General features: G+C 37.2%; 18 protein-coding genes. All 18 read right to left on the minus strand.

Annotation, left to right across the window (positions count from 1 at the left end; genetic code table 11):
• Positions 1 to 120: 120 nt before the first annotated feature.
• The 18 genes from AB1498_05635 to mutS all read right to left on the minus strand — a co-directional run bounded on the left by AB1498_05635 (position 121) and on the right by mutS (position 20,683).
• A complete protein-coding gene (locus tag AB1498_05635; GenBank protein ID MEW6087768.1) occupies positions 121 to 282 on the minus strand; it encodes a response regulator in 162 nt (53 codons plus the stop codon).
• A 79-nt stretch (positions 283 to 361) separates the two neighbouring features.
• Positions 362 to 2,443 carry a cache domain-containing protein gene (locus AB1498_05640; protein MEW6087769.1) on the minus strand — a complete coding sequence of 694 codons (2,082 nt, stop codon included), beginning with the start codon at positions 2,441 to 2,443 and terminating at the stop codon, positions 362 to 364.
• Positions 2,444 to 2,525: 82 nt separating this feature from the next.
• Positions 2,526 to 2,975, minus strand: a complete 450-nt coding sequence (locus AB1498_05645; GenBank protein MEW6087770.1) for an N-acetyltransferase — start codon at positions 2,973 to 2,975, stop codon at positions 2,526 to 2,528.
• A gap of 19 nt (positions 2,976 to 2,994) precedes the next feature.
• The gene (locus AB1498_05650; GenBank protein ID MEW6087771.1) at positions 2,995 to 3,726 is read right to left on the minus strand and encodes a TlyA family RNA methyltransferase; all 732 of its coding nucleotides are present in this window, start codon (positions 3,724 to 3,726) and stop codon (positions 2,995 to 2,997) included.
• Positions 3,707 to 5,602, minus strand: coding sequence for a 1-deoxy-D-xylulose-5-phosphate synthase (gene dxs / locus AB1498_05655; GenBank protein MEW6087772.1), 1,896 nt, complete (start codon positions 5,600 to 5,602; stop codon positions 3,707 to 3,709). The genes AB1498_05650 and dxs overlap by 20 nt, the downstream gene beginning before the upstream one ends.
• Positions 5,603 to 5,616: 14 nt before the next feature.
• Complete coding sequence (locus tag AB1498_05660) at positions 5,617 to 6,486, minus strand: polyprenyl synthetase family protein (GenBank protein MEW6087773.1); 870 nt, start codon at positions 6,484 to 6,486, stop codon at positions 5,617 to 5,619.
• Positions 6,479 to 6,724 carry an exodeoxyribonuclease VII small subunit gene (gene xseB, locus AB1498_05665; protein ID MEW6087774.1) on the minus strand — a complete coding sequence of 82 codons (246 nt, stop codon included), beginning with the start codon at positions 6,722 to 6,724 and terminating at the stop codon, positions 6,479 to 6,481. The genes AB1498_05660 and xseB overlap by 8 nt, the downstream gene beginning before the upstream one ends.
• A gap of 2 nt (positions 6,725 to 6,726) precedes the next feature.
• Positions 6,727 to 7,935, minus strand: a complete 1,209-nt coding sequence (xseA, locus tag AB1498_05670) for an exodeoxyribonuclease VII large subunit (GenBank protein ID MEW6087775.1) — start codon at positions 7,933 to 7,935, stop codon at positions 6,727 to 6,729.
• A gap of 5 nt (positions 7,936 to 7,940) precedes the next feature.
• Positions 7,941 to 8,723 (minus strand): TIGR00282 family metallophosphoesterase, encoded by a 783-nt coding sequence (locus tag AB1498_05675; protein ID MEW6087776.1) that lies wholly within the window; start codon positions 8,721 to 8,723, stop codon positions 7,941 to 7,943.
• Positions 8,724 to 8,954: 231 nt separating this feature from the next.
• Positions 8,955 to 10,508 carry a ribonuclease Y gene (gene rny, locus AB1498_05680; protein ID MEW6087777.1) on the minus strand — a complete coding sequence of 518 codons (1,554 nt, stop codon included), beginning with the start codon at positions 10,506 to 10,508 and terminating at the stop codon, positions 8,955 to 8,957.
• 313 nt (positions 10,509 to 10,821) lie between these two features.
• Positions 10,822 to 11,694 carry a signal peptide peptidase SppA gene (sppA, locus tag AB1498_05685; GenBank protein ID MEW6087778.1) on the minus strand — a complete coding sequence of 291 codons (873 nt, stop codon included), beginning with the start codon at positions 11,692 to 11,694 and terminating at the stop codon, positions 10,822 to 10,824.
• Positions 11,694 to 12,083 carry a hypothetical protein gene (locus tag AB1498_05690; GenBank protein ID MEW6087779.1) on the minus strand — a complete coding sequence of 130 codons (390 nt, stop codon included), beginning with the start codon at positions 12,081 to 12,083 and terminating at the stop codon, positions 11,694 to 11,696. Before AB1498_05690 ends, sppA begins: the two co-directional genes overlap by 1 nt.
• A 2-nt stretch (positions 12,084 to 12,085) precedes the next feature.
• Positions 12,086 to 12,709 (minus strand): cohesin domain-containing protein, encoded by a 624-nt coding sequence (locus AB1498_05695; GenBank protein MEW6087780.1) that lies wholly within the window; start codon positions 12,707 to 12,709, stop codon positions 12,086 to 12,088.
• A gap of 45 nt (positions 12,710 to 12,754) precedes the next feature.
• Positions 12,755 to 14,644, minus strand: coding sequence for a LysM peptidoglycan-binding domain-containing protein (locus AB1498_05700; protein ID MEW6087781.1), 1,890 nt, complete (start codon positions 14,642 to 14,644; stop codon positions 12,755 to 12,757).
• Positions 14,645 to 14,734: 90 nt separating this feature from the next.
• Positions 14,735 to 15,583, minus strand: a complete 849-nt coding sequence (locus tag AB1498_05705; GenBank protein ID MEW6087782.1) for a HEAT repeat domain-containing protein — start codon at positions 15,581 to 15,583, stop codon at positions 14,735 to 14,737.
• 103 nt (positions 15,584 to 15,686) lie between these two features.
• Positions 15,687 to 16,742 (minus strand): glycosyltransferase family 9 protein, encoded by a 1,056-nt coding sequence (locus AB1498_05710; protein ID MEW6087783.1) that lies wholly within the window; start codon positions 16,740 to 16,742, stop codon positions 15,687 to 15,689.
• Complete coding sequence (locus AB1498_05715) at positions 16,727 to 17,992, minus strand: 3-deoxy-D-manno-octulosonic acid transferase (GenBank protein ID MEW6087784.1); 1,266 nt, start codon at positions 17,990 to 17,992, stop codon at positions 16,727 to 16,729. Before AB1498_05715 ends, AB1498_05710 begins: the two co-directional genes overlap by 16 nt.
• A gap of 33 nt (positions 17,993 to 18,025) precedes the next feature.
• The gene (gene mutS / locus AB1498_05720) at positions 18,026 to 20,683 is read right to left on the minus strand and encodes a DNA mismatch repair protein MutS (protein ID MEW6087785.1); all 2,658 of its coding nucleotides are present in this window, start codon (positions 20,681 to 20,683) and stop codon (positions 18,026 to 18,028) included.
• Positions 20,684 to 20,716 lie beyond the last annotated feature (33 nt).

The following is a 20,716-nucleotide window of genomic DNA, read 5'->3' on the forward strand; positions in this document are numbered from 1 at the left end:
ATCAGAAGCTATATTTCGACGTGCAGAAAAAATGGAGTCGGTTCTGTACAGGCTTTGAACTTATTATTCAGGGGAGAGTTACCGGAGTTTATGAAATAATTGTGTTTTTATGCTGAATAGTTACAAATCAGGCTTATTTAGGTTTGCAGAATCAAGGGCCTCACGGCCATCAGACGCGAAATAGGTCTGGTAGTTTTTTTCACCTAAAATCTGTGAAACTAAAATGCGTATATCTTTTTCGTCATCGACAATAAGAATTTTTTTCTTTTTTAAATCGTGCATATTATTATTTGTTTATATCATTATTTTACAATAAATATAATATCTGGCTATTATAAACCTATTTATAAAAATGTCAAGTTTATTTTTCTTTAATTTTTTTCATCAACTCGCTGAGGATATAATCTGCTTTTTCGAAACTAATGCCTATTTTAACAGAACCAACCGGCCGCCCCTGGTAAATGATTGGGACGGATATTTCTTCTTTTTGATACATCAAAGCGATTTCTTTATTCTTTTGGGACTCCTTTACTTTTGTATGGATAACCTTTTTCCCTTCATTGTCTAAAATAAAAATATAATCAATCCAATCTTCTTCCCAGACATTCAGCAAGGTATTTTTTAAACCATCAATGCTCTTATTCAAGATAAAATTATTACTTTCTGATGCTAAAATTCTTGCCGCGATTAACCCGCGCTTCTTGATTTCTTCCTGCAATATTTCTTTAACCGCCAGATAATCCAATTTTATTTCACTTCCTCTTTCTGCTTCAATTTGCAAACCCGCGTCTTTTATCAATCCCGTCTTAATTTCCCTGTACTGGAAAATATTCTCATCTTGTTTTGGCGTGTATGAGTAATCAATTGTTTCGTTTGAGTTTATAGTATAGTTTTCCAGGATTTTCCAGACAATCTTTTCTTTATCACCCGCATACCACTCAACCAGAACCGGCAGAAAATATTCATTATCAATCTTCATTTTGACCTGTTTCAGCGATATACCGAAAAATTCCAATGGTGTTTTCATATCCATTTCCAGCACGTAAAACATTTTCTCGTTTTCCTGCAGCATATCAATTTTATCATTATAATAATTTTCAATGTCCATGGATTTCAGCGGCGCAAGTATTTTATTTTCTTTTTCTAAATTCAATTTAAAATATTCATAATATTCATCTCTTGAAAATTTTATTACTTTCTTTTCCATGGGGTAATAAACAAATGCTTCACTTTCGTTCAACACACGTGTTTCAGCCATTAATTCGGGGCTTGTTATCTCCCAGTAGTGTTTTCTAAATGAATTTTCATTTAATTTCCAGAAATCAAATATGTCCTGTGAAAGGCCTGCATTCTCACCTTTTAATTTTATCGTGAGGGTTTCAGTCAATTCTTTCGAGATCCTGCCTTCTATTTTCACCGACGCGATTAATTTATCGATATTTTTTGTTCTCAATGCGCCTTTAAGGATTTTAAGTGAAAACGCTGATAAAGGTTTGATATCCTCCTGTATTGGCGGAGTAACTGTTGGCACCATGACCGGCTTTATCCCGTCTTCCTTTGTTTTTTCAGCCACAGGTTTAGGAATTTCAACTGAAACAGACGCCGGAATATCCTTATTTTCCGGGACATATTCTCCGCGCAGGTAAGAAATCCCAATAGACCAATCCAATTCAGGATAAAAATAAAAACCGATTATGTATTCTTTTTCCTGCACAAAATATTTCCCCCACCCGCTTTCTCCTAACTGCATTCTCTGGACAATCGCTTTATATTCAGGATTTACATCGGTATCAAGCTTTTCTTTTAACATTTTAATTTTCTCGGGGTGAATTAATATTTTAGCCTCAGGATTAATAACGAAACCATAGCTGGAATCAGAAATTTTAAGTTTTTTTATTAAATTGGTTATTTCGCTGATGTCCCAGTCAAAACTTAGAATCGCCTTTTCCATGCCGGTCAATCCATAGATTGGTGTGGACATCCTAAGAACAACGATACCTTCGGAATTGAACTCTAAAGATGAAACTGAAATCTGGTCTTTATTTAATTTGATTGATTCTTTAAAAAATTCATCAGAGCTTACATCGGCATAACCGGATTTTATTTCTATCCCGTTTGAAACCTTGAGCTCTTCTACACCCCTTGTATTTATTATTCTTATTAAAGGATAATCTTTAATTTCTTTTGAGAAAGCTATTATGCTTTTTGCCCATTCCTGCCGGCCCGCCTGGGCGAACGAAGTCAATCCTTTTGATAATATAAGCAAATCCTTTCCACGCTCTGATATAATCTGCCTTATTTTTTCAGCGGTGTCTTGAGATTTCCCGGACAATACCTCACCGATTTCTTCTGAAGGCATATTCGCCGTTATTAAAACCTCATCCGCAATGTTTACGGCTGACAACAAACATAAAAAGAAAAATATAACCAATAATTTTCTCATTGTAAACTCCTTAACAAATTATTTTTTTAAGTTTTAAAAGCCTGATTTCTCATTAAGATGATACTACATTATTAATAATAATCTATAAATTTATCAGCATCGCTATTTCATCACAGTCAGGAAATTGAACACAATTAACACATTCGCTCCATATTTTATGAGGCAAACTGTTTTTTTCTACTGTTTTAAATCCATTTTTCCCGAAAAAATCGGTTACATAAGTCAAAGTGAAGACTTGTTTAATGCCAAGCTCCCTGGCCTCTTTTAAACAGGCCTTCAGCAATTTTGTGCCTATGCCCTTTTGTCTTTCAGACTCCAATACGGCAAGTGATTTAATCTCAGCAAGGTTTTCCCAGCTTATATGAAGGGCACAAATTCCTATAATTTGGTTGTTTTTTTCATACACAAAAAAATCCCTGATATTTTCATACAGCTGGTTATAAGACCTCGGAAGGAGTTTCCCGCTTTCCGCGTTTAACTGAATAATCCTATATATGTCTTTTATTTCTTTAACAAATGCTTTTCTTATCATATAAATACCGCCTTTTACTTCATAGTTTGCTTAAATAACATAAATATTCTATATTTCCCGCCCGGCCTTTTACAGGGGAGGGAATAACCCCTTTATTTTTTAAATTATGTTTTTGAGCGAAATCCAAAATATTATCAATCGCTTCTTTTCTATGCTTCTCTTCGTGGACCACCCCGCCTTCTCCCACATTTTTGGGGTCTGTTTCAAACTGGGGTTTTATCAAAGCTATTATTTCCCCCTTATCTCCTAATATATTTAAAACAGCGGGGATAATATTTTTTAGCGAAATAAAAGAAACATCAATAACAGCCAGGTCAATTTCATCTTCAAAATCATCTTTTTTTAAATAACGCGCGTTTGTTTTTTCCTTCACTATAACGCGTTTATTGTTTCTCAATTTCCAATCCAACAGGCCATACCCGACATCAATACAATATATCTTTTTTGCGCCGTTCTGGAGAAGACAATCCGTGAACCCTCCTGTGGATGATCCGATATCAATTACTATTTTATTTTCAATGTCAGGTCGAAATTCATTTATCGCTTTTTCCAGTTTTTTCCCGCCGCGGCTTACATATTTTTCCTTCAAAACAGTATTTATTATACTGCAATTGTCTATCAGCATGCCCGGTTTATCTAACCTCCGGCCGTCCACGGATACTTCACCGGCAAGTATTATTTTGACCGCTTTTTCTATATTTGAACAATATCCCTTTTCCAAAAGATACCTGTCAAGCCTGATCTTTGCCATTACTATTATCGGATTTTAAAAGTTTCAGCAATTTTTCCTTGATATGTTTTTTATCCAGCCCGTATTTTTCTCTTAAAATTTTTTGAGAGCCGTGCTCAATAAAAGTATCAGGAAGTCCTGTTAACGCTGTTTTGACCAAAATTCCTTCTTCAGAAATTACCTCCAGGACCGCACTGCCGAACCCCCCGGCCAAAACATTTTCTTCCAAAGTCAAAATATTTTTCGTTTTTTTACAAATATCTTTTATCATCTCCCTGTCAACCGGTTTAACAAACCTCATATTTATCACGCCGATCTTTTTCCCCTGTTTTTCCAATTCATCTGCCGCTTTCAGCCCTTCGTAAACTATAGGGCCCACGCCAAAAATTACAGCATCATATCCTGATCTTAATACTTCAGCGCGTCCGAAAGGGATAATTTCATTCTTTTCGTCGAAACCATTTCCCATAATCTCCCCGCGCGGGTACCTGATAGCAACTGGGCGGTTTAATGCAACTGCGGTCCTGAGCATTTTCGGCAGTTCATTTTCATCTTTTGGGGCCATAATTACTATATTCGGAATCGACCTGAGATATGAAAGATCAAAAATCCCCTGATGAGTTACACCATCCGCTCCGACAATTCCCGCCCTGTCCAGGCAAAAAATTACAGGCAGATTCTGGATGCACACATCATGAATAATCTGGTCATAAGCCCTTTGCAGGAATGTTGAATATATCGCGACAATGGGTTTATACCCCCCGCAGGCGAGCCCCGCGGCAAAAGTAGCGGCATTTTGTTCCGCAATTCCCACATCAAAAAACCTCGCGGGAAATTCTTTCGCAAAATCTGAAAGCCCGGTCCCGTCCGGCATAGCCGCGGTAACCGCGACAATCTTATCGTTTTCCTTCGCAAGATTAATTATCGCTTTGCTGAATACATCCGTATACGCAATCTTTTGCCTGCCGTCATCAATATCCCCGCCTGTAACAGGGTCAAATTTTCCGATTCCATGGAACCTTTCAGGATTGCTCTCCGCGGGCAGGTATCCTTTGCCTTTTTTTGTCAAAACATGGACCAAAATCGGCCCGTTAAAATTTTTTATTCTATAAAATGTCGATATTAATATATTAATATCATGGCCGTCTATCGGGCCAAAATACCTGAAACCCAATTCTTCAAATAAAACACCGGGCGTGAAAAGAGTTTTTAAACTTTCTTCCATTTTTTTTAATGCAAACAACATCCCGGGGCTTTTTTCCTTTAATTTCTTTTCCATATCACTTCTCATCCTGTTATACCACGGGGCTGTAGTAATACGGCTTAAATATCCGCCTAACGCACCTACATTAGGAGATATCGACATTGCATTGTCGTTAACAATAACTTTGAGGTTGCTCCTGATATGCCCGGAAAAATTCAATCCCTCAAAGGCCATCCCGGCAGTTAATGCCCCGTCGCCAATCACCGTTATAGTATTATTTTTGTTTTTGCCGTCTAATTTCAGCGCTGTAGCTATGCCTGCGCCGGCAGAAACAGAAGTACTGCTGTGGCCGGTCCCAAATACATCATATATACATTCATTACGGCAGGGAAAACCGCTAAGGCCGCCGTATTGGCGCAATGAACAAAATTTATCTTTACGGCCGGTTAGAATTTTATACGCATAGCATTGATGCCCCACATCCCAAATAACATTATCTTTCGGACAATCAAAAACATAAAGAAGCGCGATTGTAAGCTCAATCACGCCTAAATTCGCCGCTAAATGCCCTCCAGTCCTGGAAACTGTCTGGATTATTTCTTCCCTTACCTCTTTTGCAAGAATTTTTAATTTCCATTGCGGCAGTTTTTTTAAATCATCGGGGCAATTAATTTCATCCAAAATTCTTTCCATATGAAGAATCCATTTTAATTTATTTTCTGAATAATATATTCCGCCAAGCCGTTCAAAATAAGACTTTTTTCCCCAAATATTTTAAGTTCCTTTTTGGCTTTATCAATAAGGCCCGCTGCTTTTTCTTTAGATTCCAATTCACCAAAAACAACAGGATAAGTTATTTTGCTCTTTCCCCGGGCATTATCATTATCTTTATCAAGAATGTCATCGACAATCTGAAACGCCAGGCCGATATCCTCTCCAAAACGCGAAAGGCACGAATATTCATCCAAAGATGCTCCTCCCAGGACAGCACCGGTATTTACTGATGCAAGAAAAAACTCGCCGGTTTTATGGACGTGAATATATTGTAAAAGAGGGACATCAACATCCTTTGCTTTTGACTGGCAGTCTGCCACCTGCCCGCCTATCATTCCCTTTGTCCCGATGGCCCTGGAAATTACATTTATAACTTTCAATATTTTTTCTGGCGGAAAAACATTCCCGTGAGGACCGCTCAATATTTCAAAAGCTAAAGTTAAAAGGGCGTCCCCCGCCAAAAGAGCAATATCTTCTCCAAATTTCATATGGCATGATAATTTCCCCCGCCTGTAATCATCATTGTCCATACAAGGCAAGTCATCATGTATGAGGGAATATGTATGGATAAATTCAATGGCACATGTTATTGGAAGAATTTTTTTTGAATCTTTGTCAAACAATTCATAAACCGCCATCGCGAGAACCGGCCTTATCCGTTTTCCCCCGGAAAATACGCTGTAATTCATAGCTTCGTGAATACGGGGGGGGTATTCAGATGATTTCGGAAGATACGTTTTTAAAGCCTTATCCACTGCTTTTCTTTTCACGGCCATATATTTTTCAATATGTTCTTTATTCATCAGCAGCCTCCTCAATCCTGCCGGCAGTGAAAGTTTTAATTACTGAATCATCATTTTTGTTTTTGGTAATCAGTTCTATCTTCTTTTCAACTTCATTCAGCTTTTTCGAACATTCGGATGATAACTTCATTCCTTCCTCAAACAATTTAATTGAATCATCCAGGTCTACATCTTCTGTTTCGAATCTTTTGATAATATCTTCTAATTTCTTCATTGCATCTTCAAATTTAATTTTCATGTCTATTCCTCTGTTTTTTGGACCAAACAATACATTTTCCCTTTAAATAACCTGACCTTAATCTTGTCGCCCGGTTTGACATTATTTCTATCTTTCAGTAAATTTTCTTCCGGCATAAGATAACTTAAAGAATAACCCCGCTCAAGAACATTTAAAGGGTTAATTATATTCAGTTTTTTTATTATATCGTGAAACATCCGCTTTTTCAACTCAAGATTGCGCAGGCAATTCCTCTGGAGACAATCTATATATTCATCAATTTCCAGCCGGTATTCATTAATTTTTTCTTTAGGCAATAAAAAAAACTGTGACCTGAGTAAATTTTCCAGTCTCAATCTTTTATTTTCAATAAAATTATCAAGCATCTGCTTTAAACAGAATTCTAAATCACCTAATTTTCTCAGCAACTCTTTCCTGTCAGGGACAGCCAATTCACCGGCGGCGGAAGGTGTCGGCGCACGTAAATCAGCCGTAAAATCAGAAATACAATAATCAATCTCATGCCCCACGGCAGAGATTACAGGCACAGTGGAATTATATATGCTTCTTGCAACTATCTCTTCATTAAACGGCCATAAATCTTCAATCGAGCCCCCCCCGCGTCCAACTATCAAAAGGTCAATTTCCTTATCCTGATTCGCTTCATCAATAGCACGGGCTATTTCTTCCTTTGCACCTTCCCCCTGGACTTTTACCCCGTAAACAGTAATTTTGACCCATGGGGACCTCCGGCTGATTACGTTTATCATATCTTTTACGGCTGCCCCTGTCGGTGATGTTACAATCGCGATTTTTTCCGGAAAAAGCGGTATGGTTTTTTTGTGCGAAGAATCGAATAACCCTTCACGGGAAAGCTTTTTTTTTAATTGCTCAAAAGCCAATTGCAATGCGCCAATGCCTTTTGGCTCCATGTAATTTATTATAACCTGGTATTCGCCTCTTTTTTCGTACAAAGTCAGTGAACCTGAAGCGATTATATGCATGCCGTCTTCTAATTTAAATTTTGTTTTTTGTGAAAATGAATTGAATAAAACCGCCCTTATCTGGCTCTGGCTGTCCTTGAGGGTAAAATAAACATGACCTGACGCCGGTTGTCTAAGGTTGGAAATTTCACCTTCAATCCAGATATTGTTAAAATTGGTTTCCAGAACATGTTTTATATTTTGATTGATTTCACTGACCGTATATACATGAACTTTTTTATTTAACATCTGCTTTAAGGTGATAGTTTTTTACTCACCCTTATTACCTTTTCTGCCTTATTGTCGTTTGTATTAATTTGTACACATAAAGCATTAAATTGAATATCTTCAGAGGCCACGTCAAATTTCACCGGCATTTGGGTGAGAAATCTTCTTATAGCTAATTCTTTTTTTATTCCTATGACAGAATCATGCGCACCAGTCATTCCGACATCGGTTATATATGCCGTCCCTGACGGCAAAATTTTTTCATCCGCGGTCTGGACATGAGTGTGCGTCCCGACTACGGCACTTACTTTCCCGTCTAAAAACCATCCTAAAGCTATCTTTTCAGATGTAGCTTCTGCGTGGAAGTCAACAATAATTACCGGATTAGACCCTTTAAGCCATTTTATTTCTTCTTCCGCGGCCCTGAACGGACAATCAAAATTCCCCATAAAAACTCTTCCTGTAAGGTTTATCACGGCTACCTTTATATTTTTCACATCAACTACTATTGAGCCGTGTCCCGGGTTGCCGCGGGGATAATTTAACGGCCTTAGAATCCTCGGTTCAGAGTCAATGAAATTCTCTAATTCCTTGTTATCCCATGTATGATTTCCCATGGTAATCACATCGACTCCGTAGGAAAAAAGATCGGAAGCTATTTCAGATGTCAGCCCAAAACCGCCGGCCGCATTTTCGGCATTTGCTATACAAAAATCAATGATATATTTTTTTTTAACTGCCGGTAATAATTCTTTAACCGCCTTACGCCCGGCTTTTCCATTAATATCACCGATCACTAAAATATTCACCCCGCCCATCACCTCCAGTGTTTATTCTTTAAACAATACAGCCAATTTTTCCAAAAAAGATTACCAGTGATCTGCTAAATTAATTTTTGATAACCGAGGTAGGCGCAACCTTTAGGTTGCGTTCATGAAACGCAGGCTGAAGCCTGCGACTACCTGATTGTGCAACCACCAGTAACTAATTTAACAGAGCACTAGTCTTAAACCCTCCCTCGTAATCAAGATGGGCGGGGTTCATTTCGCATAATCAACAACCCTGGTTTCCCTTATGACCGTTATTTTTATCTGGCCGGGATATTCCAGTTCAGCCTCTATTTTTTTGGCAAGGTCCCTCGCCAAAATAGCGGCATCCGCATCATTTACTATATCGCTTTTTACTATTACCCGTATTTCCCTGCCGGCCTGAATAGCAAATGCTTTTTCTACTCCTGAAAAAGTATCAGCAATTTTTTCCAGTTTTTCCAGCCTTTTCACATAATTTTCAAGGGTTTCACGCCTTGCTCCCGGCCTTGAACCTGAAATAGAATCCGCGACCTGGACAAGAACAGCTTCAATATTCTGCGGGGTAAGATCATCATGGTGTGAAGCAATTGCATTCACAATAACAGGTGACTCATTATATTTTTTTGCCAAATCCGCGCCAAGCTGTGCATGAGTGCCTTCCTGGTCATGATCCACCGCTTTCCCTATATCATGGAGAAGGCCTGCCCGTTTTACTATTACAGGATCAACTTTTAACTCTGAAGCCAATACACCGGCCAAATGCGCCACTTCTTTTGAATGCTGAAGCACATTTTGACCATAACTTGTACGGTATTTTAAGCGGCCTAACAATTTTATTTCTTCAGGGTGTATACCGCGTATTCCCGCTTCAAAAACAGCATTTTCCCCCTCCTCATATATCGTAGCTTCTACCTCTTTTTTAACTTTTTCTACCAGTTCCTCGATTCTCGCAGGATGTATTCTGCCGTCGGAAATTAACTTTTCCAGCGTAATCCTTGCTATTTCCCTCCGCACACTGTCAAATCCTGACAGAATTACGGCCTCAGGAGTATCATCAACAATAAGATTTATACCAGTCGCATTTTCCAGGGCCCTGATGTTTCTTCCCTCACGGCCTATAATCCTTCCCTTCATTTCTTCATTCGGAAGCGATATAACAGAAACGGTAGAATCCACTACCTGGTCAACCGCGCATCTTTGTATAGATAAGGTTATAATTTCCCTTGCTTTTTTTTCAGCCACTTCCCTTGCCTCATCCTGGATTTGTTTAATCATAATACCCGATTCATGGACAACTTCATCTTTTAAATCAGCCAAAAGCATCTTTTTAGCATCGGAAACCGTTAGGCCTGAAATTGTCTCTAATTTTTTTCTTTCCTCTTCAATTAATGCTTTAAATTCTTTTTCTTTTTGATCAATATTTTCTATTTTTCTTGATATATCTTTTAATTTCTGGCTGATGTCTTCTTCTTTTTTTTCTATAATGTCCGTTTTTCTTTCTAAGCTTTCTTCCTTTTGCCTCAACCGTTTTTCAAATAAAGCTAATTCCGTCCTCCTGCCTTTAAACTCTTTCTCCAACTCCAGTTTTTCTTTTATCAATGTGTCCTTTGTCTCTAATAAAACCTCTTTCCTTTTGTTATTTGCTTCTTTTTCAGCTTCTTCAATAATTTTTTTAGCCCTGTTCTCAGCCGAGACCACTTTATTCGCCGAAACAATCTTTCTTAAAAAATATCCTGCAAGAACACCAATCCCCCCGAATAATATTAGAAAAATTATCTTATCCATAATAAAAGCTGCTCCTTTCAGAAAATATAAAATAAAAAGATTTGAATAATTGTGAAATTAAAGAATGGTGATTAGACAGGATATTCGATAAAACATGAAATCAAATGAGCAAACTTCAAGCATATTGAGATTTGATTATAAAAATTAACTGTTTATCATATTTTTCAATATAAAATAATAAATATATGATAAATTTAATCGAATGTATCCGCTAACCACTATATTTAAACATATTTCTATTTAGAGAGAAATATGATTATATACATTATAAATTAAATAAAATAAAAAGTCAATAACTTATTGAAAATAAATGTTAAAGCTTATATAAAATTGACAAAGAATTGTTTTTATACCCTTCAATTTTTCCATAAAATATAGAAGATAAATAATCAAAAAATGCCGGCAAAGGCTTTTTCTGAATTATCACATTCGGCACACCCCTGATGTTTGATATTTGTCTGGCAATATCAATTGCGTCTTCAATATTACCAATATTATCCACCAAACCATATTTTTTTGCCTGGCGTCCTGAAAAAATCCTTCCATCGGCGTATTTTTTCACCTCTTCCTTATCCAATCCTCTCGATTCAGATACAGCCTCGATAAATTGGTCATAAACATCATCAACCACCTCTTTTAATATTTTCTGTTCCTCTTCAGTCAATTTCCTGACAGGTGACCCGATATCCTTGTGTAAACCGCTTTTTACGACCTGTATATCAACACCTACTTTTTTTATTAAATCTTCAAAATTAGCAAATTGCATTATTACCCCGATACTTCCTGTCAGTGTCCCTGGATTGGAAACAATTTTATCCGAACCGCACGCGATATAATAGCCCCCGGATGCCGCCACATCACCGAATGACGCAACAACTTTTTTGCCTTTTTTCCTGATTTTCTTCAATTCTTCATATATTTCCTGGACAGATCCGACCTGCCCGCCCGGGCTGTTGATTCTCAGCACTAAAGCTTTGACACTGTTCATTTCGCTGTAATGACGGAAAAGCTTCAAAAAATGGCCCGAATTTGTTATTGGACCGTCAATCTCAATAATAGCGATTTGTTCATTAGTCTTCCCAAAGGTTTTTAATATATTATCTTCGCCGCCGAATAAAAAATATAAAAAACCAATTCCTAATAAAATACATGTGCCTGCCGTGATAAATTTTTTATAACCAGACATTATTTCTCTCCCAAACTGTTCTTTTCAACATCTTTTTTAGACTTTTTCAAAATATAAATTTCTGCATTTTCTTTTCTGACTGTTTTTTGACTTTTTTTAGTTTCTATCTCATAAATTATTTTTGATCCTTCTTTTAAATATTGAATAGTATTTACTGCCTGCCACATAATATCCATATCAGGCAAAAGCCCCTCGGGAGTATCCTGAATGCTGATTAACGAAAGTACAGATTCCCCGTTTTTTTCAGCTTTAGTATATAAGAAATGAACATCATGAAGGGTAAAACAAAGATCGTCGGAATAATTAGGGGAAAAATCATTTGTAACATACCCAATATAGGAACGGCCCGATAATAAACTAACCTGTATATATTGCTTTTTTAAATTCATGATTATTTATACTCTAATATACCGCCAAACCAATTGCCGGCCGGCAGCACCTCTAAAAAGGCTTTATCTGTCGCTTTCTGATTCCTGAAACCTATCAATAGACTGTCAAATGTTTTTTTAGCTTCGAATTCAATAGTACAAATACACCCGTCACCCGTCACCCCGCCCGATGCCTGGGTTAAACGGCTTACTGCCACTATTTGATTGCTGAAAATAAAACTGGTCTTCTTCCCATCTTTATTAAGAAAATCTCCTTCTTCCGCTTTTTTCAATATTAATTTATCAGTATCATAATCAAAATCAAAGGTTATTCCAAAAACATTAATTCCCCCGCAAATATTTATATAAAAAATATTCGGTTTAGATTCTCTATATTCTATGCCAATATTCCCTGATTCCAGATTTTTCTTATGAGGTAAAAAAATAAACACGGGAGCAGTTTGATTTGTCGTCATGTAATTATTCGAACTTGAAGTATTATATCCGGTATCCCCGGGAGGCATAGGCGGCAATTCAGCCGTATCGTTTTGATTGGTTTCAGACACAGTTAGGGAATTCGAATCTTTTCTCCGGCAATTTGGGAAAATCAATAATATCAATAATAAACCGATAAAGACTTTTTCCATCAATACATATTATCTTTAAACGACTGCTTATATTGGAATCCCTGGCTACATCTCTTCTTCTTCTTTTATCCAGATAGCTAATTTTTCACCCGGATAGATATGTTTCCTGCCGGAAAAATCGATATTCCACTCCCTTATTTTATCGAGTGTAATATTATATCTTTTACCAATCTCCCAAAGGGTATCGCCTGTCCGGACTACATACACAATCTTTTTATAACCGGAATCACTTTTCAAACTAACCGTTTCGTCCGGCGTATTCTTTCCATAAGGAATAAACAGCCTCATACCAACAGATATCCTGTTGATATCACTAATATTATTTGCCTTGGCAATTGATGCAACTGGTATTCCATATTTCCATGAAATTATTGACATTGTTTCCCCGCTTTTAACAACATGCTGGGTCCAGCCTATTTTCCCTTTAGGGTCTTTATTTGCTATTTTTGCCAGATTATCATTAAATGTTTCCGCTTTGCCTTTAGGGACTTTTAAAACAAATTTCGGATAATCTATCGGAGTACACCATTTTATTAAAGCAGGATTTAAAAACTTCAATTCTTCAACAGAACATTCAGCCAGCCGGGCCGCAAAAGACAATTCCATGCAATTTTCGATTACAATCTCATCATATTCAAACGGTTGTTCATATTGTATATTTGTAAATCCATATTTTTCCGGATTTTTTGCTATTATCAGGTTCGCCATAAAATCTGCGACATAGCCCCTGGTTTCCCTTGCTAAAATGTTCTTCTTTGCAAGATACCAAAAATCCCGGCTTACAGCAATCCCCATGGCCCTGAGTATTCTGAATTCCCCTGCATTATACGCGGCCTCCGCTAATATCCAGGAATCGAAAATCTTGTAAAGGTCTTTTAAATATTTTGCCGCTGCCCTGGTCGATGCAACAGGGTCATACCGTTCATCAATCGACCAGTTTGATTTTAACCCGTATTTTTGCCCTGTTTTTCTCATAAACTGCCATAGGCCCGCAGCTCCTGCACGGGAATACGCTTTCACCTTAAAAGCACTCTCAATCATAGGCAAATAAGCTAAATCCTGGGGCAGTCCTTCATTTTTAAAGACTTCTTTCATCATATCTATATACTTGCCGGACCTTGCTAAACGCGCCTTCATGGCCTTGTGATTTCTTCCTACATGCAGTCTAATATATTTTTTAACTTCCTCATTAAATTCGACAGGGAAATCATATTCCACTTCGCCGGCACTCAACCCCTGGACAATCTCTTTTTCCTCCTGGACAATATTGTCCAAAACGCCTGTTGAATCAATTGAACCATTTTGTTCAACTGTTGTTTCCTGGGTGGATGTGCTGTCAAAAACATCTTTATAGACATCGCCAAACCTGAATAATGTTTCAATATCCAAATCCATGTCAGCAGTCAGTTTTAAACATAATTTTAACTCTTCTTTTGATTTATCATACTCGCCTGAGTCATAAAAACTCAATGCCTTGCTATAATGTTCCTGTATTAATTCTTTCCCTTCTTTTTGGCCGGTCTTTTCATCCTGTTTTTTATTTTCTAAAGTGTTATTTGAGACTTCCGTTGAATCTTCTTCAAAATTTTCATTATTCACAGTCTCATTAACAGCCTCTTCCAACGGCAAGAGTCCTTCTGTTCCTGAATTAGCTGTATCATTATCATCTGCAGGAACAAATGAATCATTGCTTGTGACCTGCGATTCTTCCGCGGGTCCTGTTGCGGGTTTTATTACAATATCCGAATCACTAATATTATTATTTTGATCCAAGGCTGGCATAAGGCTGATTGAATTTTCGAAGTCTGGATTTTCTGCAGGTTTTTCTTCTATCAAATTACTTTGATAATTCTTTTTTAAACAGCTGATATTAATACAAATAAATATAAAAAATATTAACAAAAAAATTTTTTTATTAAAGATTTTTATATTCAAAACATCACCTCCTTAAATTTCAGGTATATTCATATATTATATTATTTCAAACAGGAAAAGTCAATTTATTATTATAAAAAAATTACAAAATTAATTTTTAAATGCGGCGACTGATATTCCTTTTTTATCCTTATTTTTTAATCTTTCAGTAACCTCTTTTGCTATATTTTTTATGCGGCTGTTTTCATTATTAAGCATGGGCCTGATAAATTCCACAATTTTTTCGTCACCAATCTTGCCTAAAGCCGCTATCGCTTCCCAGCGAACTATGCTATTTTCATTTTTCAGGATAAGAATAAGTGAATTTACAGCACGGCTGTCCCCTATCTCGCCTAATGCCCATACAGCCTCAATAACAGCATCATTATCGGCATTTTTTAATACACCGATCAGAGGCTCTACAGCGGGTTTGCCTATTTTTGATAAAACATATCCCGCATTTCTTTTAACATCGCCATTGCGGTCGTTAAGGAGAACAATAACAGGTTTTATTGCCGGTTTGCCTATTTTAATTAAGGCCGTTTTCGCTTCATTTGTAACACGCAAATCCTCGTCTCTAAGAGCTTCTGTTATAAAACCTATAGATCCAACACCGTCTATTTCACTTAAAGCATAGACCGACTCTTTTCTGACAAACCAGTCTACATCCCTGACGGAAATACTCAATAATTTCAAACACGGTTTACCAATCTGAATCAAGGCATTCGCGGCGGCCCTTCGCACATAAAAATTATCATCACTTAAAGTCTGGACCAGCGGTTTAATTGTCCTGGGATTCTTGATTTTTCCTAGAACCAGCGCGGCCTTCAGCCTGTCAGACCAATCTTTGTCATTCAACCCGGCCATAAGCTTATCAGTATCATGCTGTATTTCAGAAAATCCTGAATTTGACAATATTAATAATATTATTAAAATAAGAAACGCGGTTTTAGCCTTCATATTTAACTCCTTGAAAAAGCTGAATTCACCCGGATAGATGTTAATATCGACAAATTTCTAAATAACATAAGTAAAATAATTCAATTACGACGCGCAGATGAATTCAGGAGGGAAATGCGGGTGTTTTTTTGATGGAATCTATGTTATTTGCCCTTAGATAATTCAACACCTTTTCCGCCGCTTCTTCCGGTGTAATTAACTTTAGACATTCCAATGTCCCTCTGGGACAATTACGGGAACCATGAAGACTGCACGGCCTGCATTTTAAATCACGGCTCAAAACGACCGAATTTTTATTTACAGGCGCAAAACCAAATTCTCTTACTGTCGGGCCAAAAAATGTTAATAGGGGCACACCCGCCGCGTCGGCAATATGCATCAAACCGGTATCGTTACTTATAAAATAACAGCATCTTTTTAGCAGGGCCGCCTGGGCCATTAAATTCAGGGCGCCAAGGGCCATGACAGGTTTATTTGTTAAATTTTTAAAAGAGCTTCCAAGTTTTTCACCATCGCCCGGGCCCCCGAAAACAATAAACCTGCAATTTATTTCCCGGGTTATAAGATTTATTAATTTTACATAATAATCTAACGGCCAGCATTTTGTTTCCCAATGAGCAAAAGGCGCCAGTCCGATAAAAATTTCCCTGACGTTGTCATCATGTTTTCTTAAAAACTCAATTGCTTTTTCTTCATCATTCCTGTTTATCCATAATTCAAGCCCATTTTTGTCATTTTCTATACCGAGAGGTTTTAATGCTTCAAAATACCTGTCAATCACGCCTGCATTTTTGTCCATTAAATTCAGGTGTAAGTTTAATAATAACCAGCGCTTTAAAATTCTCTTTTTATATATCAGCCTCTTTTCAGTACTTAAGGTATAATCTAAATAAAGACTCCTCAAGTTATGATGAATATCGATTATTATATCATATTTATTTTCTCTTAGTTTTTTTGCTAAATTTATTACGCCCCCATTTTTTTTAAAAACTATTACTTCATCAAGATACGGGCAGTCTGCCACGAGAGGCATGAATTCTTCCTTGATTAACATTGAAATAAAGCTTTCAGGATATTTATTGCGGACCGCACGGAGGACAGGGCTTGTCAACACTATATCGCCTATTGAGCTAAAGCGGATTATTAATATTTTTCCCATAATTCTATTATGCCAGCCTGTTCCATTGCCGATTGTTTATGTTTTTTAAAGACAAAATGGGCTCTTTCACCCATTGTTTTGTTTTTGTTTTCATCCAAGAGTATTTCATTAAAAGCCTGTTCTAAATCTTTTGAATTATATATTTTTCTCCCTCCCCCGCTTTTCAAAAGATCTTCAGATGCTTCTTTCACATTATTCACATACGGGCCGAACAATACCGGTTTGTTAAAAGCAGCCGGTTCTAAAATATTATGGCCGTCAAAAGGTTTCAGCGTTCCCCCTACAAAAGATAAATCGGATAATTTATAAAAAGCGCTTAGTTCACCCATCGTGTCAAGAATAAGAACTGTGAACCGTGAATCGCTGTCCTTTAAATATTTACTTCTTAAAACATAAGAAACCCCGGCCCTTTGAACTATTTTTTCTACTTCAGGAACTCTTTCAAGATGCCGCGGCGCTATAACAAGCATTGCCTTGGCGAATTTTCCCTGTATTTTTTTAAAGGCTTCTAATATTATCTCTTCCTCGCCCGGCCGTGTGCTTCCCGCGACAATAAGCGGATTAGTTAATATAAATGAAATTTCCTTTTCAGTTATCGGCATAAATGAGTATTTCGCATTGCCTTTAATTTCAACTTTTTTTGACGGCATACCCAGGGAAATAATACGGTTTTTGTCTATTTCTGTCTGCGCGCAGTAAAAATCAATTTTAGAAACAATATATTTAAAAAAGAACCTGAAGCTCAAATATTTGGGCCACGCGCTGTCCGATATCCTCCCGTTAACCATCAGGACTTTAACGCCCTGTTTTTTTGCATGATAAATCAGGTTCGGCCATATTTCAGTTTCAGAAATAACCAATATTCCCGGGTTTATTTTTTTAATAAATTTGCTTATAATAAAACTGATGTCCAACGGCAGGATGGAAAAATATTTAACAACAGGGATACCCGAAAATATTTCTTTCGCTCTTTTCAGGCCGGTTAACGTGTATGTGGTGACTATAAATTCCAGGTCGTTATTTTTTTGAAAAAGGCAGTCAACTATCGGATAAATACCGTTAATTTCCCCGACTGATGCCGCGTGAAACCAGATTGGTTTTTTTGCCGATTCAACCTTATCGCGAGACAATATCCCCAAACGGTATTTTAAAAAGGATATTTCGTTTTTTTTAAATAATTTAATAAGCAAAAACGGGCCTGAAATAATTATAAATATCAATAATATAAAATCATAAATAAAAAACAACATAATAAAATATTATAACCGCTTAAAATACACAGGTCAATGCTTTTTCTCTTTCACTTCCTCCTGCAGGGAACTCAAGAGATTAATCGCATCCAGGGGAGTCAAGTTCTTTATGTCAAGACTTTTGAGTTTTTCAATTATAGGATGGTTTATATTAAAGGAACTTAAAAACAAATCCATTTGATCTTTAAAGACATTTTCCTTTCGTTTTTTAATAATCTTTGCGCTCCCGTCTTCATTTACGCTGTTTTTTTCAAGGTCGTTCAAAATTTCCTTTGCCCTGTTTATCACAGGTTTCGGAAGCCCCGCGATCTGCGCCACGTGAATTCCATAGCTTTTGTCCGCTCCCCCGGGGAGAATCTGGTGAAGAAAAATAACCTCATCATTCCATTCCCGGACCGCCACATTGTAATTTTTAACACCTTTGAAAGACAGCGCGAGTTCCGTAAGCTCATGGTAATGTGTCGCGAAAAGGGTCCTTGCTTTTATTTTTTCATTTATATGGAGAAATTCCACAATCGACCACGCAATACTTAACCCGTCAAACGTGCTTGTGCCACGCCCTACCTCGTCCAGAATTATCAGGCTTTTATTTGTCGCGTTATTTAAAATATTGGCCGTTTCATTCATTTCGATAAGAAATGTGCTTTCGCCCTTCACAAGATTATCCATGGCCCCGATTCTTGTAAATATCCTGTCAACCAACCCGACCTCAGCGGACTCAGCCGGAACAAATGAACCGCATTGCGCCATCAAAACTATCAGAGAAACCTGGCGGATATATGTCGATTTCCCGGCCATGTTCGGCCCTGTTATAATAAGAATCTGGTTTTCTTCAGTATCCATTATTGTATCGTTTGAAACAAAATTTTGAAGCGATTCAATTTTTTCAACAACAGGATGCCTGCCTTTTTTTATTATAAGCTTATCACCGTCATTAATGACCGGACGAACATAATTATTTAAATAAGCCGCGGCTGTTAAACTAAGGATTGCATCCAACCCGCTTATAATATTGGAAACACCCTGGATAACGGGAATACCCGGCCCGATAGATTCACAAACCTTTTTGAAAAGCTCCATCTGGAGGTTCGAAATTTTCTCCTCGGCACTCAGGATTTTGCTTTCGTAATTTTTTAATTCGGATGTTATAAAACGCTCGCAGTTGGCAAGTGTCTGTTTTCTGATATAATCCGCCGGCACTTGTGACAGGTTGGGGTTGCTCACCTCAATATAATACCCGAATATCTGGTTAAACCTGACCTTTAGGGACTTTATCTTCGACCTTTCTCTTTCATTATTTTCAAATTTAACCACCCAGTCTTTCCCGGAAGAGACAATTTCCAATAATTCGTCTAAATCACCGTTGAACCCTTTTTTGATAATTCTTTGCTCTTTAAAATTAAATGATACATTTTCTTCGATTGATTCATCAACCAGCGCAATAATATTTTTTATCCGGGCCGAATTATTTTCAATGTTTAATCTGGCGTTTTTCAATAATGCCGAATTGAATTTTTCGAGTTTAAACTTTATGCCGCAAATAATCGTTTTTAACGATTCCTTTAATGAAATTAAATCCCGCGGGGTGACAATATTGATATTATCCAGACGGGAAACTATCCTTTCAATATCCAGTATGTTCGATAACTCCGACCTTAAACCGTCTCTTTCTATATTCTTTTTTAATAGTTCTTCAACCGCGTCCAGTCTTTCATTTATTAAAAAGTCTTTTATAAGAGGATGTGTTATCCAATATCTTAATTTTCTCCTGCCCATCGGAGTAACTGTTTTGTCAATTATTTCAAGCAAGCTTCCTTTTTTTGATTTTGTATTCTGGCTTTCAATAATCTCAAGGTTTCTCTGTGCGGCACTGTCAATAATCATGTAATTCTTAAAATTATATTCACTTATTTTGGAAATCTGGCTTAATCTTGTCTTTTGATTATCTTTTACATATTTGAATAACGCGCCCGCGGAAGAAATTGCCTCGCCGTTTTCTTCATTTATTCCAAAGCCTTTTAATGAATTAGTTTTAAAGTGGTTTATTAAACTATTATAAGCCGCGCTTCTGTCAAATTCCCAGTCATTCAGAAAAGTAAGATAAATATCCGGAAATTCTCTTTGAATTTTCCCTGCCCATTCACGCCTCAGGCTTTCCGGCATGACGCATTCCGACGGCCCTAATATTCCGATTTCATCAGTCAATTTATCAACTTTATTTTCATCATTGAATTCAGCGCACTGGAACTCGCCCGTTGAAATATCTATAAAAGAAAACCCAACCGCGTTTTTGGAAAATGAAACGGAAATTATAAAATTATTTTTTGAATCATCCAGAAGCCCGGATTCAAGAACGGTCCCCGGGGTAATAACTCTTATCACTTCTCTTTTTACAACCCCTTTAGCGGTTTTAGGGTCTTCGACCTGTTCGCAAATCGCCACCTTATAACCTTCCTTTATAAGGCGCGAGATATATGGATACGCGGAATGATGAGGCACCCCCGCGAGCGGGATTTTATCCTCTTTCCCGCCGTCCCTGCTTGTTAAAGTTATTTCTAGTATTTTTGACGCTATCTTTGCGTCGTCATTGAACATCTCATAGAAATCGCCAATCCGGTAAAAGAGAATAGCGTCCTTATAATTCTCTTTTATCTTCTGATATTGGCGCATCATCGGGGTTAATGTTTCCATAGGGTTCCTTTAACGTACCGTAGGGGTAGGGCA

This window comes from bacterium, from assembly GCA_040754625.1.
GTDB lineage: Bacteria > JACRDZ01 > JAQUKH01 > JAQUKH01 > JAQUKH01 > JAQUKH01.

Excerpts from the sequence above, each read along its gene's own strand:
- AB1498_05645 (MEW6087770.1), bottom strand. The coding sequence starts at position 2,975 with ATGATAAGAAAAGCATTTGTTAAAGAAATAAAAGACATATATAGGATT.
- mutS (MEW6087785.1), bottom strand. The coding sequence starts at position 20,683 with ATGGAAACATTAACCCCGATGATGCGCCAATATCAGAAGATAAAAGAG.
- xseA (MEW6087775.1), bottom strand. The coding sequence starts at position 7,935 with ATGTTAAATAAAAAAGTTCATGTATATACGGTCAGTGAAATCAATCAA.
- AB1498_05695 (MEW6087780.1), bottom strand. The coding sequence starts at position 12,709 with ATGGAAAAAGTCTTTATCGGTTTATTATTGATATTATTGATTTTCCCA.
- AB1498_05715 (MEW6087784.1), bottom strand. The coding sequence starts at position 17,992 with ATGTTGTTTTTTATTTATGATTTTATATTATTGATATTTATAATTATT.
- sppA (MEW6087778.1), bottom strand. The coding sequence starts at position 11,694 with ATGTCTGGTTATAAAAAATTTATCACGGCAGGCACATGTATTTTATTA.
- AB1498_05690 (MEW6087779.1), bottom strand. The coding sequence starts at position 12,083 with ATGAATTTAAAAAAGCAATATATACAGGTTAGTTTATTATCGGGCCGT.
- dxs (MEW6087772.1), bottom strand. The coding sequence starts at position 5,602 with ATGGAAAGAATTTTGGATGAAATTAATTGCCCCGATGATTTAAAAAAA.
- rny (MEW6087777.1), bottom strand. The coding sequence starts at position 10,508 with ATGGATAAGATAATTTTTCTAATATTATTCGGGGGGATTGGTGTTCTT.
- AB1498_05640 (MEW6087769.1), bottom strand. The coding sequence starts at position 2,443 with ATGAGAAAATTATTGGTTATATTTTTCTTTTTATGTTTGTTGTCAGCC.
- AB1498_05705 (MEW6087782.1), bottom strand. The coding sequence starts at position 15,583 with ATGAAGGCTAAAACCGCGTTTCTTATTTTAATAATATTATTAATATTG.
- xseB (MEW6087774.1), bottom strand. The coding sequence starts at position 6,724 with ATGAAAATTAAATTTGAAGATGCAATGAAGAAATTAGAAGATATTATC.
- AB1498_05660 (MEW6087773.1), bottom strand. The coding sequence starts at position 6,486 with ATGAATAAAGAACATATTGAAAAATATATGGCCGTGAAAAGAAAAGCA.
- AB1498_05710 (MEW6087783.1), bottom strand. The coding sequence starts at position 16,742 with ATGGGAAAAATATTAATAATCCGCTTTAGCTCAATAGGCGATATAGTG.
- AB1498_05635 (MEW6087768.1), bottom strand. The coding sequence starts at position 282 with ATGCACGATTTAAAAAAGAAAAAAATTCTTATTGTCGATGACGAAAAA.
- AB1498_05650 (MEW6087771.1), bottom strand. The coding sequence starts at position 3,726 with ATGGCAAAGATCAGGCTTGACAGGTATCTTTTGGAAAAGGGATATTGT.